This window comes from Janthinobacterium rivuli (assembly GCF_029690045.1).
GTDB lineage: Bacteria > Pseudomonadota > Gammaproteobacteria > Burkholderiales > Burkholderiaceae_D > Janthinobacterium > Janthinobacterium rivuli.
Window position 1 is genome coordinate 4,816,874 of record NZ_CP121464.1, and the last position, 16,770, is coordinate 4,833,643.

Below are 16,770 nucleotides of genomic sequence, written 5' to 3' on the forward strand. Positions count from 1 at the left end.
TTAACCTAAGTTTTTAAGAATCCAGCTACTACCATTATCGGCAAGTACCAGCACGCGATCGCACTCGAACTCGTCTTGTTCATTACTGTGACCCGGCATACTCTGGATCACGACCTCGCCCGCCTTGCGCAACTCGGCGATTTTTTCCTTCAATTCTGGCGCGCTGCCCCACGGCGCGCGGATCGAATGCTTCCGTTCCGCGGTCGGCAACAGGCGCGCCAGTTCGCGCAAATCGAGCGAGAAGCCGGTCGCGGGACGTGCCCGGCCGAACGCTTCGCCGACGTGGTCATAACGGCCGCCGCGCGCAACCGCGTTCGGCAAGCCTGGTACATACAGCGCAAACATCGCGCCACTTTCATATTGGTAGCCGCGCAGGTCGGCCAGGTCGATCGCCACTTCGGCGCGGCCCAGCGCGGAGCCTGCCAGCGCCGCCAGCTCGGCCAGCGCTTTCAGCACGCCCGGCAGCGGCGGCAGCACTTCGCGCGCACGCGCCAGCACGTCGATGTCGCCATACAGGTTCGGCAAGGCCAGCAGCGCATCGCGCGTGACGGCATCGTAGGATGCGGTCAGGGCGCGCAGGCCCGGCGCATCTTTCGCGCGCAGCAAGGCGTACAGCGCAGCTTCGTCGCGCTCGGCGGCGGCGTCTTGCGCAATGATAGCGCGCAACAGGCCGACGTGCGACAAATCCAGGCGGACGCTATCGAAACCGGCCAGTGCCAGCGAAGCGAGCGCCAGCTCCTGGATCTCGGCATCGGCTTCCAGGCCGGCGTGGCCATAGATTTCGGCGCCGATCTGCAGCGGTTCGCGGGTGGCGTGCAAGCCCGATGGACGGGTATGCAGCACGCTGCCGGCGTAGCACAGGCGGGTGACGGTGGCGCGGTTCAGCAGATGGGCGTCGATGCGCGCCACTTGCGTCGTCATGTCGGCGCGCAGGCCGAGCATGCGGCCAGACAGCTGGTCGACCAGTTTGAACGTGCGCAGGTCGGTATCCTTGCCAGCGCCGGTCATCAGCGATTCCAGATACTCGAGCAGCGGCGGCATCACCAGTTCATATCCGTACAGACGGAAATTATCCAGCATGAGGCGGCGCAGCTCTTCGATCTTGCGCGCTTCCGACGGCAGAACATCGGCAATATTTTCGGGCAAAAGCCAATTCGGCATGAGGGAGCGAGATACGGAAGAAAGTTGAAAAATGCATCATGCGAGGCAGCGGCGAGCGCGCCAGGCAAGAGGCCGAACCTGATATTTTACGCGAAAACACGGGCCTTTAGGGATAAGTTGTCCGAAACGCTGCCGCACAGCCCTAAAAACACCGCATTTTACGCCTTCCCGCAACAGCCTGACGGGCACAAAAAAACGGGGCCGGCATCGATGCCGGCCCCGCTCATGCTGCATCCGGCCTCGCGGCCGGGGGCAGTGTCGATGCTGCCTTACTTCTTGGACGGAACGGCCGTGCCGTTACCCTTTAAGTACTTGAAGAATTCCGAACTCGGATCGACCACCATCACGTCGCCCTTGTCCTTGAACGTGGCGCGGTAGGCTTCCAGGCTACGGTAAAACTTGTAGAACTCCGGATTCCGGCCAAACGCTTCCGCATACACTTGCGATGCCTTGGCGTCGCCCTCGCCGCGGATCTTCTCGGCTTCGCGGTACGCTTCGGCCAGGATCACCGTGCGCTGCTTGTCGGCGTCGGCGCGGATTTTCTCGGAGTCGGCCGAACCGGTCGAACGCAGCTCGTTGGCCACGCGCACGCGCTCGGACTTCATGCGCTCGTACACGGAGTTGTTGATCTGCTCGACGTAATCGACGCGTTTCAGGCGCACGTCGACGATGCCCACGCCGATGGCCTCGGCCTCGGCCGCCACCTTGGCCTTGATCGCCTGCATCACCTTGCCACGCTCGCCCGAGATCACTTCGCGCACCGTGCGCTTGGTGATTTCATCATTCAGCGCGGCCTTGACGATTTGCGACATGCGGTTGCGGGCGCGGCTTTCATCACCGCCAAAGCTGCGGAAATAGGTCTTCGGATTGACGATGCGCCACTTCACATACGCGTCGACGAGAATATTCTTCTTCTCGGCCGTGATGAAGCGCTCCGGCTCCGGCGTGTCGAGCGTCAGGATGCGCTTGTCCAGGTAGATCACGTTCTGGAACGGCGGCGGCAGCTTGAAGTACAAGCCTGGTTTGCTGATCTCGTCCTTGACTTCACCCAGGGCGAAGACGATGGCGTATTTACGCTGATCGACGACAAACACGGTCGAGGAAAGGAGCATGATCGCGATAAAGCCCGCGATCAGGGCGGCGACGATACGGTTCATTAGCGGCTCTCCCGTTCACGCGAAGAGCGGCTGTCGCGACGCGAATTGACTTCTACTGTCTGCATGGCTTCCTGTGGCATTACGGTATTGGCTGCGGGTGCGGCCGCTGTGGCGCGCGCTGCCGCGGCCGAGGCGTCCGACGCCGCCTGCTGGGCGATCAACTTGTCGAGCGGCAGATACAGCAGATTGCTGCCCGTCTTGGCGTCAACCATGACCTTGCTGGCACTGCTGAACACTTGCTGCATCGTTTCCAGGTACATGCGGTCGCGCGTAACGGCCGGCGCCTTCTGGTACTCGACCAGCACCTGCTTGAAGCGCGACGCATTACCTTCGGAGTTCTCGGTCACCATGGCCCGGTAGGCCTCGGCTTCCTGCACCAGGCGGAATGCCGCGCCGCGTGCTTTAGGAATGACGTCATTGGCGTAAGCCTGGCCTTCATTCTTCTGGCGTTCACGGTCCTGGCCTGCCTTGACGGCATCGTCGAAAGCGGCTTGCACCTGCTCCGGCGGCTGCACGGCCTGCATCGTCACGTTGTTGATCAACACGCCAGACTTGTAATCTTCCAGAATCTGCTGCATCAATTTCTGCGTGTCGAAGGCCACTTTTTCGCGGCCTTCATACAGCACGAAATCCATCTTGCTGCGGCCGACCACTTCGCGGATCGCCGTTTCGGCGACCTGGCGCAAGGTGTCTTCCTGGTCGCGCAGGCTGAACAGCCATTCCACCGGATCTTTCAAGGTGTACTGCACCGCGAACTGGATGTCGATGATGTTTTCATCGTCCGTCAGCATCAGCGACTCGCTGGCCTGCTTGTTGCGCAGCGACGTGCGATAGCCAACTTCCACCGTGCGCACTTGCGACACGTTGACGGTTTCATCAGTCTGGAACGGATACGGCCAGCGCCAGTTGAGACCGGCCGGCGCCGTGCGCGTGTATTGGCCAAACGTCAGCACGACGCCGCTCTGGCCCTCTTGCACGATGAAGGCGCCGCTGGCGAGCCAGATGAAGACGGCGATCACGCCGACCACGCCGGCGGTGATGCCGGCGCCCTTCATGTCGGGGCGCGGGCCGCCGCCACCGCCGTTGTTATTGCCGCCGTTGTCGGGACGGTTCTTCTGTCCGAAAAAGGCGTTCAGGCGCTGATTGAAATCGCGCCACAACTGATCGAGGTCCGGCGGACCTTCGCCGGGCTTTTTGCCTTCTTGGGCTTTCTTGCCGTCGTCCTTGCGATTGCCCCAGCGGGGATCGTTCAGGGACAACTTCAAGCCTGTTTTTTTGAGTAGGGAGACAAGCATAACTATCGTGTTCCGACTTGGGAGTGGGTGGAAATCCTATCGTCCTCGCCAGGCTCTTCGTCCTGGTCCGGGGCGGCGCCATCGTGCTGGTCGTACTGACCGTCAAACTGATCTTCCTGCGGTGCTGCGTCGTTCTGGTACAGATGGGCCGAACGAGGCGCCTTCCTGGCCATCTCGACGATCGCATCGCGCAGCAGGTCGAGCCCGCTGCCCTTCTGCGCACTGACGAACACGCGACTGATCGTAGCATATTCATCGCGTTCCACCGAAGGCTCCAGCCCGGCCGCATCGATCTTGTTCCACACGAGGATTTGCGGAATATGATCGGCGCCGATCTCTTTCAAGACCAGGTTGACCTGTTCGATCTGCTCCATGCGCACCGGCGACGCGGCGTCGACGACGTGCAGCAGCAAATCGGCATGGATGGTTTCTTCGAGCGTGGCGCGGAAGGCCGCCACCAGCTGATGCGGCAATTCGCGCACGAAGCCGACCGTGTCGGAGATCACCACATTGCCCACTTCCTGCCCCAGGTAAACCCGGCGCGAGGTGGTGTCGAGGGTGGCGAACAACTGGTCGGCGACATACACGCCGGCCTTGGTCACGGCATTGAACAGGGTCGACTTGCCGGCATTGGTATAGCCGACCAGGGACACGGAAAATGTGTGATTGCGGCCGCGCGCGCGGCGCTGCGTTTCGCGCTGCTTGTGCAGCTTTTCCAGGCGGGCGCGCAAGGCCTTGACGCGGTCGCCGATCAGCCGGCGGTCGGTCTCGAGCTGCGTCTCGCCGGGACCGCGCAAGCCGATACCGCCCTTTTGCCGCTCAAGGTGGGTCCAGCCGCGGATCAGGCGCGTGGCCAGATGCTGCAGCTGCGCCAGCTCGACTTGCAGCTTGCCCTCGTGGCTCTTGGCGCGCTGCGCGAAGATGTCGAGGATCAGGCTGGTACGGTCGAGCACGCGCACATTCAGGCGCTTTTCCAGATTGCGCTGCTGCGCCGGCGAAAGGGCATGGTTGAAGATGACGATTTCCAGGCCATCGTTGACGACGACGTCGCCAATTTCATCGGCCTTGCCGCTGCCGACGAAATACGCGGAATCGGGACTGGAACGCTTGGCCGTGATGGTGGAAATCGGGTCGGCGCCAGCCGAACGCGACAACAGCATGAGTTCCTCCATGCTGGCGGCGAAGTCGCTGTGACCGAAGTCAACCCCGACTAGTGCCGCGCGCATGATGGCAACTGATGAGTTGTGGCGAACGCCGACGCCGATGCAAACGCATCAGCGCCGCTGGCGCGGACGGGGGCGATGGAGGGTGAAAGGCGCTGGGCCGTCAAGCTCAACGCTTTACTCCGCTTCAGATTCAATATTGAGATTGACGGCACGGGCCGGCACCACTGTCGAGATGGCATGCTTGTACACCATCTGTGTCACCGTATTGCGCAGCAATACGACATATTGATCGAACGATTCGATATGGCCCTGCAATTTAATGCCATTGACCAGGTAGATCGAGACAGGAACATGCTCTTTGCGTAATGCATTGAGGAATGGGTCTTGTAACAGTTGCCCTTTGTTGCTCATAACAGCTCCGTTGTTTATGTTGTTGTGTAAGAATTGGAGGCGACTCGCTTGATTTCAAGTGCTCTCACACCTTTCAAAGAAAGAAAGATGCGTCATAGCTACTGTAACCTGTTTTCGCGATCGCTGTCGCGCATGGCGCATTAACACTTTATTATTTCCGTGCAAACAGCCATTAAATGGTGGCCGGCGCCGCATTATCTCCGCGGCGCCTTAATCTGCACTTAATTCAGCATGTAAAACATTACTTGCTTGGCGTGCGGGCAAACGGATTTTTACCCGTGCGCAGTTCGATGCGCAGCGGCGTGCCGACCAGGGCAAACGTATCGCGGAAATGTTTTTCCAGATAGCGTTTGTACGGGTCGCCGACGGCGTCGAGCGCATTGCCGTGAATAACGATCACAGGCGGGTTCATGCCGCCCTGGTGGGCGTAACGCAGCTTCGGACGGATCGAACCCTTGCGGCGCGGCTCCTGCTTCTCCACGGCCTCGATCAGGGCGCGCGTCAGCTTCGGCGTCGACAGGTCGCACATGGCGGCCGCATACGCGGCGTTGAGCGACTTCATCAATGGACCGATGTTGGTGCCCTTCAGCGCCGAAATGAAATGCATCTGCGCGAACGACAGGAAATCGAGCTTGCGGTCGATATCGATCTTGATTTCATCGCGCTCGTGCGATTGCAAGCCATCCCATTTGTTCACTGCCACGACCAGCGCGCGGCCCGATTCCAGGATAAAGCCGGCGATGTGCGCGTCCTGCTCCGAGATATCCTGCTGCGCGTCGAGCATCAGCACGACCACGTTGGCTTCGGAAATCGACTGCAGCGTTTTCACCACCGAGAATTTCTCGATCGCTTCAAACACCTTGCCGCGGCGGCGGATACCGGCCGTGTCGATCAAGGTGTATTGCTGGCCATCGCGCTCGAACGGGATTTCGATCGAGTCGCGCGTCGTGCCCGGCATGTCGAAGGCGATCACGCGCTCTTCGCCCAGCAAGGTGTTGATCAAGGTCGACTTGCCCACGTTCGGACGGCCGACGAGGGCGATCTTGATGCCGCGGTCGGTCTTTTCCAGCTCTTCAGGCTCGTCCGGACGCTGCGCGAACGCCAGGTCCAGCATCACTTCGACGAGGTCGTTGACGCCGTCACCGTGCGCCGACGAGATCGCATACGGATCGCCCATGCCCAATTCATAGAATTCGGACACGACGGCCGTGTAGCGCATACCTTCGCTTTTGTTGACCACCAGCAAGACCGGGCGACCGCTCTTGCGCAGGAAGTCGACGATGGTCTTGTCATGCGGGGTCAGGCCTTGACGGCCGTCCACGATGAATACCACCACGTCGGCCTCGGCCACGGCCTGCTTGGTCTGCAGTGCCATCTGGTGCATGATGCCTTCCTTGGCGACGGGTTCGAAACCACCCGTATCGATGACCAGGAAGGGACGTTCGCCGACACGGCCTTCGCCATAGTGACGATCGCGCGTCAACCCAGGCAAATCCGCCACCAGCGCATCGCGCGAGCGGGTCAGACGATTGAATAAAGTCGATTTCCCAACGTTGGGTCGACCTACTAGTGCAATTACCGGCTTCATTGTATTACTCGACCGCGAGAGCGGTCACTGTCCCTGATTGGGTTTGAAAAATCAAATTCGAACCGGCAACAACGGGAGCCGAAACAATCGGGCTACCGTCGGTGCTGACACGACCTATTAATGCGCCATCTTCCCGTGACAGGAAGTGGATGTAACCTTGATAGTCGCCGACGGCGACGCTGCGGCCGTAAGAGGCCGGCGTCGACAGGCGGCGGCGCGCCAGCGCCTCGTTCTTCCACGCGCTCTGGCCGCCTTCGCGGCTGAACGCCACGACAGCGCCCTGAGCGTCGGCAACAAACACGAAACGCTGGTCGACGGCCACGCCCACATCGGACGAGATCGGCTTGGTCCAGCGCGGCACGCCCGTGGCGGCATCGAAGCAGCCCGCCTTGCCCTGGTACGTCACGGCGCATACTTCGCCTTCGAACACCACCGGTGCGCCGGCGATGTCGGAGACGCGCTCCAGTTCGGTGGCGCCGCGCGGTTCGCTGACGACGATCTCCCAGCGTACCACACCGGTGGCCGCCGTCAGCGCCAGCAGCTTGCCGCCCGGCTGGGCCACGTAGATGTTGGCGCCGCCCATTACCATGCCCGGCGCATTGCGCAGGGTCAGTGCCGGCGTGGCGCGCTGCACCGTCCACTTGCGTTCGCCCGTCTTGGCGTCGAAGCCGACGATGCGGTTGTCGACGCTGCGCACGACGACCACGCCCTGCCCCACGACGGGCGCCGTCAATACCTCGCTGGACGCCTGCGCTTTCCACAGTTGCTTGCCATCGGCGTCGAACGCCAGCACGGCGCCCTTGGCGGCGCCCACTGCGACGACCGCGCCATCGCTGCCGGCGCTCGACGTGATGTCGCTGCCGGCCTTGATGCGCCACGTCTCACGGCCGCTGGCCGCATCCAGGCGCGCCAGCGCACCATCGGCATTGACCACGTACAGGCTGCTGCCGGCCAGCGCAGGCGTAAACGCGTACACGCCGGCCTTGCCGATCGAATACTTCCACGCGTCGCGCACGGCGATGCTCGATTTTAACTCGACCAGCTTGGCCGGTTCGACTTTCGGATCTTTCGAGGCGAACGGGTTCCAGGACGAGCAACCGGCCATCAGGGCCAACAGACTTGCAGCTACCAGCTTTTCAGTGACACGCATAAGTGTTATCCAACCTTTTTCTTGTACTTGTAAGGGCAAGGCAGGCGACGCACAACGCCGCGCTGCACAACCATCAGTGTTCCTGTCAGGCGGCAGCCTTGTCAGCCTTGGCCTTGTCTTCCGGTACCGTACCGCCGATGGCTTCCAGCTTGACCTGGATCAGCTGACGGCCTGGATTGTTCTTGTCCGTCGCGGCTATCGCGGCCAGGTAAGCCGTGCGCGCATCGGCCAGCTTGTTTTGCGCCACCAGGATGTCGCCCTTGCGGTCGGCCACGGCGCCGGCAAATTGCGCCACGGAAGCCGTCGCCAGCACTTTCAGCGCTTCATCGTAGGCTTTTTCATCCAGCAGCACGCCTGCCAGGCGCAGCTTGGCGATGGCCTTGTACTCTTCCGTGCCATGCTCGGCCACCCATTGCAACTGGGTCTTGGCCGTTTTCAGGTCATTCGCGTCGAACGCCACCTTGGCAGCGGACAGGGCGCTCATCTGCGCATATGCCGTGCCGCCGAAACGCGACTGCATGTCGCCGGCCGCGCGCATCACCTTGGCCGTGTCCTTGGCGGCGATGGCGTTTTGCAGTTCGTCGTACAGCTGGCCCGCTTGCGCAGCCTGCGTGCGCTGGTAGTACTGCCAGCCAGCCCAGCCGCTGTAGCCTGCCAGCGCCACGATCAGGACCCAGGAGGTCAGATTGCCATTGCGCTGCCACCAGGCCTTGAGGGTTGCCAGTTGTTCTTGTTCTTCGTGATCGTATGCCATGGGTCGTCAGTTTTAATGAGTAGTTGATCGAGGGTAGAACGGTCTTGCTGCAAATCAGTGGTGGTGATGCACGTGGCCGCCAGGACCGTGGTCATGGCCGCAATCGTGGTCGCCGATGATCTGATCCACCACGTAGTCGACGACGTCGTCGAACGGCACCGTGTTCTGCTGCGCGCCGGCATCGGCTTCGCGCATGGCTTTCACCGTCGCGACATTGTTGGCGATTTCATCGTCGCCCATGATCACGGCAAACGCCGCACCGCTGGCGTCGGCCTTTTTCATTTGCGTCTTGAAGCTGCCGCCACCGTTGCTCGCTGCGCAATGTAGCACAACGTCCAGGCCCGCATCGCGAATCCGCTCCGCCAGCACGAACGCTTGCAAGCCTGCCTGCTCGCCCTGATGCACCAGATACACGTCGCACTGGGCTGGCTGTTCCGGCTCGGCCGCATCCTTCATCAGCAGCACCAGGCGTTCGACGCCCATGCCGAAACCGACGGCGGGCGTCGATTTGCCGCCGAACATTTCCACCATGCCGTCATAGCGGCCACCGGCGCAGACCGTGCCTTGCGCGCCCAGCTTGTCGCTGACCCACTCGAACACCGTGCGGTTGTAGTAATCGAGGCCGCGCACCAGGCGTGGATTGATGACGAATGGAATATTGTTGTGGTTCAGAATCTTCTGCACGCCGTGGAAGTGGGCCAGCGATTCCTCGCCCAGGTAGTCCAGCAGCTTCGGCGCGCCATTGACCAGATCCTGCATGGCAGGGTTCTTGGTGTCGAGAATGCGCAGCGGATTGCTGTGCAGGCGGCGCTTGGCTTCTTCGTCAAGCAGCTCGCTGTGGCTTTCCAGGTAGGCGATCAGGTCGGCGCGGTGGCGCAGGCGCTCGGCCGCGTCGCCGATCGAGTTCAGTTCCAGGCGGATGCCTTCCAGGCCCAGATCATCCCACAGGCGGCGGGTCATCATGATCAGCTCGGCGTCGATATCCGGGCCCGTGAAGCCGATGGCTTCCGCACCGAACTGGTGGAACTGGCGGTAGCGGCCTTTTTGCGGGCGCTCGTGGCGGAACATCTGGCCTTTGTACCACAGGCGTTTCGGGCCTTCGTAGACGAGGTTGTGCTCGACCACGGCGCGCACCACGCCGGCCGTGCCTTCAGGACGCAGGGTCAGGTTGTCGCCGTTCATCGAATCGGTGAACGAATACATTTCCTTTTCCACGATATCGGTCACGGCGCCGATGGCGCGCGCGAACAATTTCGTTTCTTCCACGATCGGCGTGCGGATCTGCTGGAAGCCATAGCTTTGCAGCACGGATTGCGCCGTGTTTTCAAACAATTCCCACAGCGGAGCGTCGGCCGGCAGGATATCGTTCATGCCTTTGACGGCGGTGATCTTGTCGAGCTTTTTATTTTCGGACATAGTGTTCTTCTTTACTTTTTTATCGGATCAGGCTCAGACGGCAGCCGTGTTTCCATAGTGACTCTGTACATACTTCAAGACGATGTCCTGGAATTCCTCGACGATGCGTTCGCCGCGCAGGGTGACGACTTTTTCGCCGTCGACAAACACGGGCGCGGCCGGCGACTCGCCCGTGCCGGGCAGGCTGATGCCGATGTTCGCATGCTTCGATTCGCCGGGACCGTTGACGATGCAGCCCATGACGGCCACGTTCATCGCTTCCACGCCCGGATACGATTTCTTCCATTCCGGCATCTGCTCGCGCAGATACGTCTGGATGTTGTCGGCCAGCTCCTGGAAGGTGGTCGACGTCGTGCGGCCGCAACCTGGGCAAGCGATGACCATGGGCGCGAACTTGCGCAAGCCCATGGTTTGCAAAATTTCCTGGCCGACGATCACTTCGCGCGTGCGGTCGCCGCCCGGTTCGGGCGTGAGCGAAATGCGGATGGTGTCGCCGATGCCCTCTTGCAGCAGCACGGCCAGCGCCGCGGTGGACGCCACGATGCCCTTGCTGCCCATGCCCGCTTCCGTCAGGCCCAGGTGTAGCGGATAGTCGCAGCGCTGCGCCAGTTCGCGGTACACGGCGATCAGATCTTGCACGCCCGAGACCTTGCACGACAGGATGATCTTGTCGCGCGCCAGGCCCAGCTCTTCGGCGCGCACGGCGTTTTCAATCGCCGACGTCACCAGCGCTTCGTACATGACGGCTTGCGCCGGCCACGGTTCGACGCGGCCCGCGTTTTCATCCATGATGCGCGCGAGTAACGCTTGATCGAGGCTGCCCCAGTTCACGCCGATGCGCACCGGCTTGTCGTAGCGGCAAGCCGCTTCGATCATTTGCGCAAATTGCGTGTCGCGCTTGGCGCCCTTGCCCACGTTGCCGGGATTGATGCGGTACTTCGACAGCGCGCGCGCGCAATCGGGGTAGTCGTTGAGCAGGGTATGGCCGTTATAGTGAAAATCGCCCACCAGCGGCACGTCGATGTCCATCTTGTCGAGCTGCTCGCGGATGTACGGGACGGCCGCGGCCGCTTCCGGACGGTCCACCGTCAGGCGCACCAGTTCCGAACCGGCACGCGCCAGTTCCTTGATCTGGATCGCCGTGCCGATGGCGTCGGCCGTATCCGTGTTTGTCATCGACTGCACCACCACGGGGGCGTCGCCGCCCACCCAGATCTGGCGCTGGCCGTGCGCGATCAGCACCTTGCGGCTGTCGCGCCGGCCGGATGGACCGGAGCCGATCGCTGTTTTCGAGGTAGCCATAATATTATCTTCTGAGTTTGCTTGAACGGTTACTGCAATTATTTGATGCTGACGCGCGAGATCGTGCCGCCGGCAACGGTCGGCAGCTCCAGCTTGGCGCCGCGCAAGGTTGCCTGCACCACACCTGGCTTACCCACCACCAGGGTGGCCGGTCCCGTGATATCGAACGTTTCCGTGCTGCCCGCCTTGACCATGCGCGAAATCAGCGGCGCGCTGCCAGGGCGGCGGATTTCCACCCAGGAATCCTGCTCCACCTTCAGCACCAGCGCATTCGCGCCCACGGCAGCGGTGGTAGTAGCGGTAGCCGCAGGCGGCGTGACGACAGCCGTCGCCGGGGCTGGCACGGCCGCTGGCGGCACTTCGGCAGCGGCCGGCGCCGAAGCGGTGGTGGCAGGTGCGCCCGTCTGCGTATCGTTGCCTGGTGGCGGCGGCACGGAAATCAGCGGCACGGACGGCGACTGCACCGGCGTCAAGTCCTGGCCCGGCTTGATCAGGGTCGTTTCCACGGGGCCCACTTCCGCATGCGCCGTTTCTTTCCCGGCCTGCGAGGACAGCAGGCTGGCCGGCACGTAACCGAGTTTATAGGCGCCAAAGGCGGCCGACACGACGACGGCCACGGCGCCGGCGATCCAGAGCGGAGTCTGGTTCGACGAGCGCTGCGTCATCGACGGGAAGCGCGATTCGGAAAACGTGGCGGAAATTTCACGCCGCACGGGCGCGGCCGGGTCTTGCGCCGGCGCCGGATGGACTTCGATCATGGCCACCAGCGGCGCCGCGTCGAGACGCACCACCTTGGCGTAGGCGCGCACGAATCCGCGCACCACGGCCACGTTCGGCAAAGCCGCCATGTCGCCCTCTTCCAGCGCGATCACCTGGCGCGGCGCCAGCTTGAGCTGGTCGGCCACCTGCTCCACCGGCCAGCCCAGCGCTTCGCGCTGCGCCTTCAACTGTGCGCCTGCCAACGCAAGATTGCCCTGGGGCTGCTGCTGAGGCGTTTCTGCCCACTCTGAATTCATTGGTATCCCTGTCTCACTCATCAAACGCCCCATTTTGATAAGCAGCATATTCGGGGGAGCCGGAATGGTGGTTGCGCAAATGCGCCCCCAGGCCAGCTTCCGCACCCGCATCCCCGAGCTTATGCTGCACCTTGATCCCGAGCCACAGCACATCGGCCGTCTGGCTCTCCATTGTCGCCGCTTTACCGAGCCGCTCAAGATAATGAGCCGCTTGCCGGTAGTCTTGCTGTTCGTAATACACGCGCACCAGACCGGCATAAGTGATTGCCGCGCCAGGTGCGATGCGCTCCGCCTTGAGCCAGTAGCCGGCGGCGCGCGGGTAATCTTTCATGACCAGGCTGCATGCGGCCGCATTATGCAGCGCCAGTTCAGGCGTGCCATAGGCGGCATCTTGCAATGCGGCATCAAAATACGCCAGCGACTGCGCCGCGCGCCCGGTCTGGCACAGAAACAGGCCATAATTATTGCTCAACTCGGGATTGTGGGGCGCAAGGCGCAATGCGTAAAGAAAATCTTTTTCAGCAGCGGCAGGCTGGCGCAAGGCAGCAAAAATCAGGGCGCGCATGCCGCGCACCTGGGCGTTGCCCGGCAGTAGCTGCACCGCCTGATCCGCTTCTGTCAACGCCACCGCAAACTGGTCTTGCATATAATAGGCGCTGGCCAGCTGCAAGCGCAAGGCGGCGCGCTGCTCGACCGATGCGGCTTGCTGCTTGTCCGCGGTGGAAGCACAGCCGGCCAGCAGCACGCCCAGGCTGACAATAGCCGCGGCAAGTACCCCAGGATAAGCCATGCGTCCCCGCATCAGGAGCGGATCTCCACGATCTTGCCGAAATTGGCGCCAAATTTCTGTTGATACTCAGTCATCTTTTCCATGCGCTCCTGTACCCGGGTGCGGTCCTTGACTTCGCCGGCCAGCTGGCCGCAGGCCGCATCGATATCGTCGCCGCGCGTCTTGCGCACGGTGGTGATGATGCCGCCATCCATGAGGACTTGGGCAAAGGCCTTGATGCGCGGGTTTTTCGAGCGGAACAGGCCCGACTCGGGGAAGGGGTTGAACGGAATCAGGTTGAACTTGCAGTTCACGCCAAACTCGCGGTCTTGCACCAGCGCCAGCAGTTCGCGCGCGTGCTCGTCGCTGTCGTTGACGCCGTCGAGCATGCAGTATTCAAACGTGATGAAATCGCGCGGAGCGAATTCCAGGTAGCGCTTGCAGGCCGCCATCAATTCCTTCAGCGGGTATTTCTTGTTCAGTGGAATCAAACCGTCGCGCAAGGCGTCGTTCGAAGCGTGCAGCGAGACGGCCAGGGCCACCGGCACTTCCTGCGACAGCTTGTCCATCATCGGCACCACGCCCGAGGTCGACAGGGTCACGCGGCGGCGCGACAAGCCGTAGGCGTTGTCGTCGAGCATCAATTTCAGGGCCGTGACGGTCGGCTCAAAGTTCAGCAGGGGCTCGCCCATGCCCATCATCACCACGTTGGTGATCTGGCGCTCGCCTTTCGGGCCAGGCTCGATGCCCTTGGTACGGCGCAATTCGAATTCCGCCATCCACAGCTGGCCGATGATTTCGCCGACACTGAGGTTGCGGTTGAAGCCTTGCTTGCCCGTCGAGCAAAAACGGCAGTTCACGGCGCAGCCGGCCTGGGTCGAGATGCACAGGGTGCCGCGGTTTTCTTCCGGAATGAACACGGTTTCCACGGCATTGCCATTACCCACGTCGACCAGCCACTTGCGCGTGCCATCCGTCGACGTATGGTCGCTGATGATGGCCGGGGCGCGCACTTCGGCGCGCGTGGCCAGCTTGTCGCGCAGCGACTTGGCCAGGTCCGTCATGGCGTCGAAGTCGGAGGCGCCGAACTGGTGTATCCAGCGTTGCAATTGTTTCGCACGAAACGGTTTCTCTCCCAACTCGGCGCAATAGGCGATGAGTTGCGCGGGATCGAGGTCCAGCAAGTTGGTGAGGGTCGTCGTATTCATGATCTTGTCTATTCTAAAAATCCGTCCCCGCGCGCATCGGGAGCGAAAACTCCACAGCGCAGCGGGAACAGGGGGTGATAAGTTATTTCACAGATAACGCCAGGAAATAACGTTATCTAAGGCAATTAAGCCTTCAGTTCTGGGAAGAAGTAAGCGATTTCCACTTTAGCAGCTTCGACAGCGTCGGAACCGTGTACGGCGTTAGCGTCGATCGAATCGGCGAAATCGGCGCGGATCGTGCCTTTTTCTGCTTTCTTCGGATCGGTCGCGCCCATCAGGTCACGGTGGGCCAGAACGGCGTTTTCGCCTTCCAGGGCTTGAATCATGACTGGACCGGAAACCATGAAGTCGACCAGATCTTTGAAGAAGCCGCGTTCTTTGTGCGCTGCGTAGAAGCCTTCAGCTTGTTCGCGCGACAGTTGGGTCATGCGTGCTGCAACGATTTTCAGGCCAGCGTTTTCAAAACGCGAGTAGATTTGACCGATTACGTTTTTTGCAACTGCGTCTGGTTTGATGATCGACAGGGTGCGTTCGATTGCCATGTGTGAAAACTCCAATAAAAAGTAAGGTTTAAAACGGTAAATTGAGAACTCAATCAACCTTTGATTTTACCATACTCCACCCCATATCACCCAGAGAGGCAGGGGGCATCTTGCCGCCCCACCCCCGTTTAATGAAATCTTAAGCTGCTTTTTTGGCAAATTCCGGCCCTCATGCTATCCTTGGGTAAAGCAGTAATTTGAATTGACAACACGGAGGCACTATGAATCAGAACATGCAACGCACCTTTGACCTGTCGGGGGGCATGCAGCAAGTCCGCCATCAGGTCTTGCGCAACACTTACTGGCTGCTGGCGCTGTCCATGATCCCGACCGTGCTGGGCGCCTTCATCGGCGTGCAAATGCATTTGCCGATGCTGACCGGCGGCATGGGTTTCATCATCTTCATGGTCGTCGCTTTCGGCTTCATGTACGCGATTGAAAAAACCAAGAACTCGGGCCTCGGCGTCGCCGTCCTGCTGGGCTTTACCTTCTTCATGGGCCTGATGCTCACGCCTATCCTGACGCGTACGCTCGGCTACTCGAACGGCGGCATGCTGATCATGACGGCATTCGGCGGCACGGCCACCATCCTGGCCGTGATGGCAACCATCGCCACGGTCTCGAAGCGCGACTTCTCGGCCATGGGCAAATGGCTGTTCGCCGGCGTGATCGTGCTGATCCTGGCGTCGGTGGCGAATATTTTCCTGGGCCTGTCGGCACTGTCGATCGTGATCTCCATGGTCGCCATCGCCATCTTCTCGGCCTACATCCTGTATGACGTGCAGCAAATCATCAACGGCGGCGAGACCAACTACATCTCGGCCACCCTGCGCATCTACCTGGACGTGTACAACATCTTCACCAGCCTGTTGTCCCTGCTCGGCTTCGCCGGCGGCAGCCGCGACTAAGCATTGCGCTTAAACAAAAAGCCGACCCTCGGGTCGGCTTTTTTACGTCTGTCGCATCTACTTGATTCTCTCCGCCACTTCCAGCAGGCAGGCGCGGGCGCGGTCCAGGGTCGGGTTGCCGCGCTGGGCCGCGTAGACGGCGTAGGCGGAATGCGAGAATTCGGGCGCGTCGCGCACGCGGTGCAGCAAACCCGCATCGAGATAGGGTTGCGCGCTGCCGATGCGGAAATAGCTGGCGCCACCCACGTCCAACAGGTAGACGAGGGCCAGCGGCCCCAGCGAGATCGACACGGGCGGACTGCTCAGTTCCGGATACGCTGCCTGGTGGTTCGCGGCAAACGCCGGCCCCCAATCCACGTACACATAGGCATCGGCATGCATCTGCCCGTCATCGCGCGTGGTCACCATCACGAGCTTTTCCTCGGCCAGCAATTCGCTGGCCAGGCCCGGGCGCTGCGGCGGGTTGTACAGCACGGCCAGGTCGAGCGAGCCGTCATGCACGGCGTCGAGCAGACGCGCGGAACTGTCGACTTCCGCGCGCAGGGCGATCTCGGGGCAATCGCGCGCCATGCGGATCAGCCAGTCGCCCAGCAGCGGCTGCCACAAGCTCAGTTCGCAGCCGATGCTGATGGCGTCATCGCGCCCCGGCGGCAAGGCCACCTGGTGGCGCGCCCGCTCCCACACCTGCACCATGGTGGCCGCATGGCGCATGAAGCGCTCGCCGGCCGACGTCAGCCGTGCGCCGGCCTTGTTGCGCACGAACAGCTGGCGCCCCAGCTGCTGCTCCAGGGTGCGGATGCGGGCGCTGACGGCCGTCTGCGTCACGTGCATGCGTTCGGCGGCCATGATGAAACTGCCACAGGAAGCCACTTCCAGGAAGGTACGCGCTTGATTGATATCCATCAATCCATCATATCAGCTGCCGAG

16 protein-coding genes are annotated in these 16,770 nt (G+C 61.6%); 1 reads left to right on the forward strand and 15 read right to left on the reverse strand.

Features of this window, described 5'->3' with window-relative positions; translation table 11 throughout:
* The 14 genes from P9875_RS21930 to ndk form a co-directional block, all read right to left on the reverse strand.
* Positions 1-1,161, reverse strand: a complete 1,161-nt coding sequence (locus P9875_RS21930; RefSeq protein WP_034752022.1) for an ATP phosphoribosyltransferase regulatory subunit — start codon at positions 1,159-1,161, stop codon at positions 1-3.
* Positions 1,162-1,430: 269 nt separating this feature from the next.
* The gene (gene hflC, locus P9875_RS21935; RefSeq protein ID WP_278316591.1) at positions 1,431-2,318 is read right to left on the reverse strand and encodes a protease modulator HflC; all 888 of its coding nucleotides are present in this window, start codon (positions 2,316-2,318) and stop codon (positions 1,431-1,433) included.
* Entirely contained in the window at positions 2,318-3,613 is a 1,296-nt protein-coding gene (gene hflK, locus P9875_RS21940) for an FtsH protease activity modulator HflK (RefSeq protein ID WP_035820706.1), read from the reverse strand. The genes hflC and hflK overlap by 1 nt, the downstream gene beginning before the upstream one ends.
* A 2-nt stretch (positions 3,614-3,615) precedes the next feature.
* Complete coding sequence (gene hflX, locus P9875_RS21945) at positions 3,616-4,839, reverse strand: GTPase HflX (protein ID WP_035820708.1); 1,224 nt, start codon at positions 4,837-4,839, stop codon at positions 3,616-3,618.
* Between the two features lie 114 nt (positions 4,840-4,953).
* The gene (gene hfq / locus P9875_RS21950; RefSeq protein WP_008450615.1) at positions 4,954-5,190 is read right to left on the reverse strand and encodes an RNA chaperone Hfq; all 237 of its coding nucleotides are present in this window, start codon (positions 5,188-5,190) and stop codon (positions 4,954-4,956) included.
* A gap of 241 nt (positions 5,191-5,431) precedes the next feature.
* On the reverse strand, positions 5,432-6,778 hold the full coding sequence (gene der / locus P9875_RS21955; protein ID WP_034752028.1) for a ribosome biogenesis GTPase Der: 1,347 nt from the start codon (positions 6,776-6,778) through the stop codon (positions 5,432-5,434).
* Between the two features lie 4 nt (positions 6,779-6,782).
* The gene (gene bamB / locus P9875_RS21960) at positions 6,783-7,928 is read right to left on the reverse strand and encodes an outer membrane protein assembly factor BamB (protein WP_278316592.1); all 1,146 of its coding nucleotides are present in this window, start codon (positions 7,926-7,928) and stop codon (positions 6,783-6,785) included.
* Positions 7,929-8,013: 85 nt separating this feature from the next.
* Positions 8,014-8,682, reverse strand: a complete 669-nt coding sequence (locus tag P9875_RS21965) for a tetratricopeptide repeat protein (RefSeq protein ID WP_035820713.1) — start codon at positions 8,680-8,682, stop codon at positions 8,014-8,016.
* Positions 8,683-8,736: 54 nt separating this feature from the next.
* Entirely contained in the window at positions 8,737-10,098 is a 1,362-nt protein-coding gene (hisS, locus tag P9875_RS21970) for a histidine--tRNA ligase (RefSeq protein ID WP_035820715.1), read from the reverse strand.
* A 33-nt stretch (positions 10,099-10,131) separates the two neighbouring features.
* The gene (gene ispG / locus P9875_RS21975; protein WP_176390306.1) at positions 10,132-11,400 is read right to left on the reverse strand and encodes a flavodoxin-dependent (E)-4-hydroxy-3-methylbut-2-enyl-diphosphate synthase; all 1,269 of its coding nucleotides are present in this window, start codon (positions 11,398-11,400) and stop codon (positions 10,132-10,134) included.
* A 38-nt stretch (positions 11,401-11,438) separates the two neighbouring features.
* Positions 11,439-12,362 carry a helix-turn-helix domain-containing protein gene (locus P9875_RS21980; protein WP_341353807.1) on the reverse strand — a complete coding sequence of 308 codons (924 nt, stop codon included), beginning with the start codon at positions 12,360-12,362 and terminating at the stop codon, positions 11,439-11,441.
* Positions 12,363-12,429: 67 nt separating this feature from the next.
* Positions 12,430-13,218 carry a type IV pilus biogenesis/stability protein PilW gene (pilW, locus tag P9875_RS21985; RefSeq protein ID WP_278316594.1) on the reverse strand — a complete coding sequence of 263 codons (789 nt, stop codon included), beginning with the start codon at positions 13,216-13,218 and terminating at the stop codon, positions 12,430-12,432.
* Positions 13,218-14,393 carry a 23S rRNA (adenine(2503)-C(2))-methyltransferase RlmN gene (gene rlmN, locus P9875_RS21990; RefSeq protein WP_034752035.1) on the reverse strand — a complete coding sequence of 392 codons (1,176 nt, stop codon included), beginning with the start codon at positions 14,391-14,393 and terminating at the stop codon, positions 13,218-13,220. The genes pilW and rlmN overlap by 1 nt, the downstream gene beginning before the upstream one ends.
* Before the next feature lie 125 nt (positions 14,394-14,518).
* Positions 14,519-14,935 (reverse strand): nucleoside-diphosphate kinase, encoded by a 417-nt coding sequence (gene ndk, locus P9875_RS21995; protein ID WP_034752036.1) that lies wholly within the window; start codon positions 14,933-14,935, stop codon positions 14,519-14,521.
* Positions 14,936-15,156: 221 nt separating this feature from the next.
* Between ndk and P9875_RS22000 the strand changes: the two genes are divergently transcribed.
* Positions 15,157-15,843 carry a Bax inhibitor-1/YccA family protein gene (locus P9875_RS22000; RefSeq protein WP_035820723.1) on the forward strand — a complete coding sequence of 229 codons (687 nt, stop codon included), beginning with the start codon at positions 15,157-15,159 and terminating at the stop codon, positions 15,841-15,843.
* Positions 15,844-15,900: 57 nt separating this feature from the next.
* Here the strand turns inward: P9875_RS22000 and P9875_RS22005 are convergent, their stop codons facing one another.
* On the reverse strand, positions 15,901-16,746 hold the full coding sequence (locus P9875_RS22005; protein WP_278316595.1) for a LysR family transcriptional regulator: 846 nt from the start codon (positions 16,744-16,746) through the stop codon (positions 15,901-15,903).
* Positions 16,747-16,770 lie beyond the last annotated feature (24 nt).

Bases quoted from the DNA above. Each gene is read 5' to 3' on its own strand.
- P9875_RS21930 (WP_034752022.1), bottom strand. From the start codon at position 1,161: ATGCCGAATTGGCTTTTGCCCGAAAATATTGCCGATGTTCTGCCGTCG.
- hflC (WP_278316591.1), bottom strand. From the start codon at position 2,318: ATGAACCGTATCGTCGCCGCCCTGATCGCGGGCTTTATCGCGATCATG.
- hflK (WP_035820706.1), bottom strand. From the start codon at position 3,613: ATGCTTGTCTCCCTACTCAAAAAAACAGGCTTGAAGTTGTCCCTGAAC.
- hflX (WP_035820708.1), bottom strand. From the start codon at position 4,839: ATGCGCGCGGCACTAGTCGGGGTTGACTTCGGTCACAGCGACTTCGCC.
- hfq (WP_008450615.1), bottom strand. From the start codon at position 5,190: ATGAGCAACAAAGGGCAACTGTTACAAGACCCATTCCTCAATGCATTA.
- der (WP_034752028.1), bottom strand. From the start codon at position 6,778: ATGAAGCCGGTAATTGCACTAGTAGGTCGACCCAACGTTGGGAAATCG.
- bamB (WP_278316592.1), bottom strand. From the start codon at position 7,928: ATGCGTGTCACTGAAAAGCTGGTAGCTGCAAGTCTGTTGGCCCTGATG.
- P9875_RS21965 (WP_035820713.1), bottom strand. From the start codon at position 8,682: ATGGCATACGATCACGAAGAACAAGAACAACTGGCAACCCTCAAGGCC.
- hisS (WP_035820715.1), bottom strand. From the start codon at position 10,098: ATGTCCGAAAATAAAAAGCTCGACAAGATCACCGCCGTCAAAGGCATG.
- ispG (WP_176390306.1), bottom strand. From the start codon at position 11,400: ATGGCTACCTCGAAAACAGCGATCGGCTCCGGTCCATCCGGCCGGCGC.
- pilW (WP_278316594.1), bottom strand. From the start codon at position 13,218: ATGCGGGGACGCATGGCTTATCCTGGGGTACTTGCCGCGGCTATTGTC.
- rlmN (WP_034752035.1), bottom strand. From the start codon at position 14,393: ATGAATACGACGACCCTCACCAACTTGCTGGACCTCGATCCCGCGCAA.
- ndk (WP_034752036.1), bottom strand. From the start codon at position 14,935: ATGGCAATCGAACGCACCCTGTCGATCATCAAACCAGACGCAGTTGCA.
- P9875_RS22000 (WP_035820723.1), top strand. From the start codon at position 15,157: ATGAATCAGAACATGCAACGCACCTTTGACCTGTCGGGGGGCATGCAG.
- P9875_RS22005 (WP_278316595.1), bottom strand. From the start codon at position 16,746: ATGGATATCAATCAAGCGCGTACCTTCCTGGAAGTGGCTTCCTGTGGC.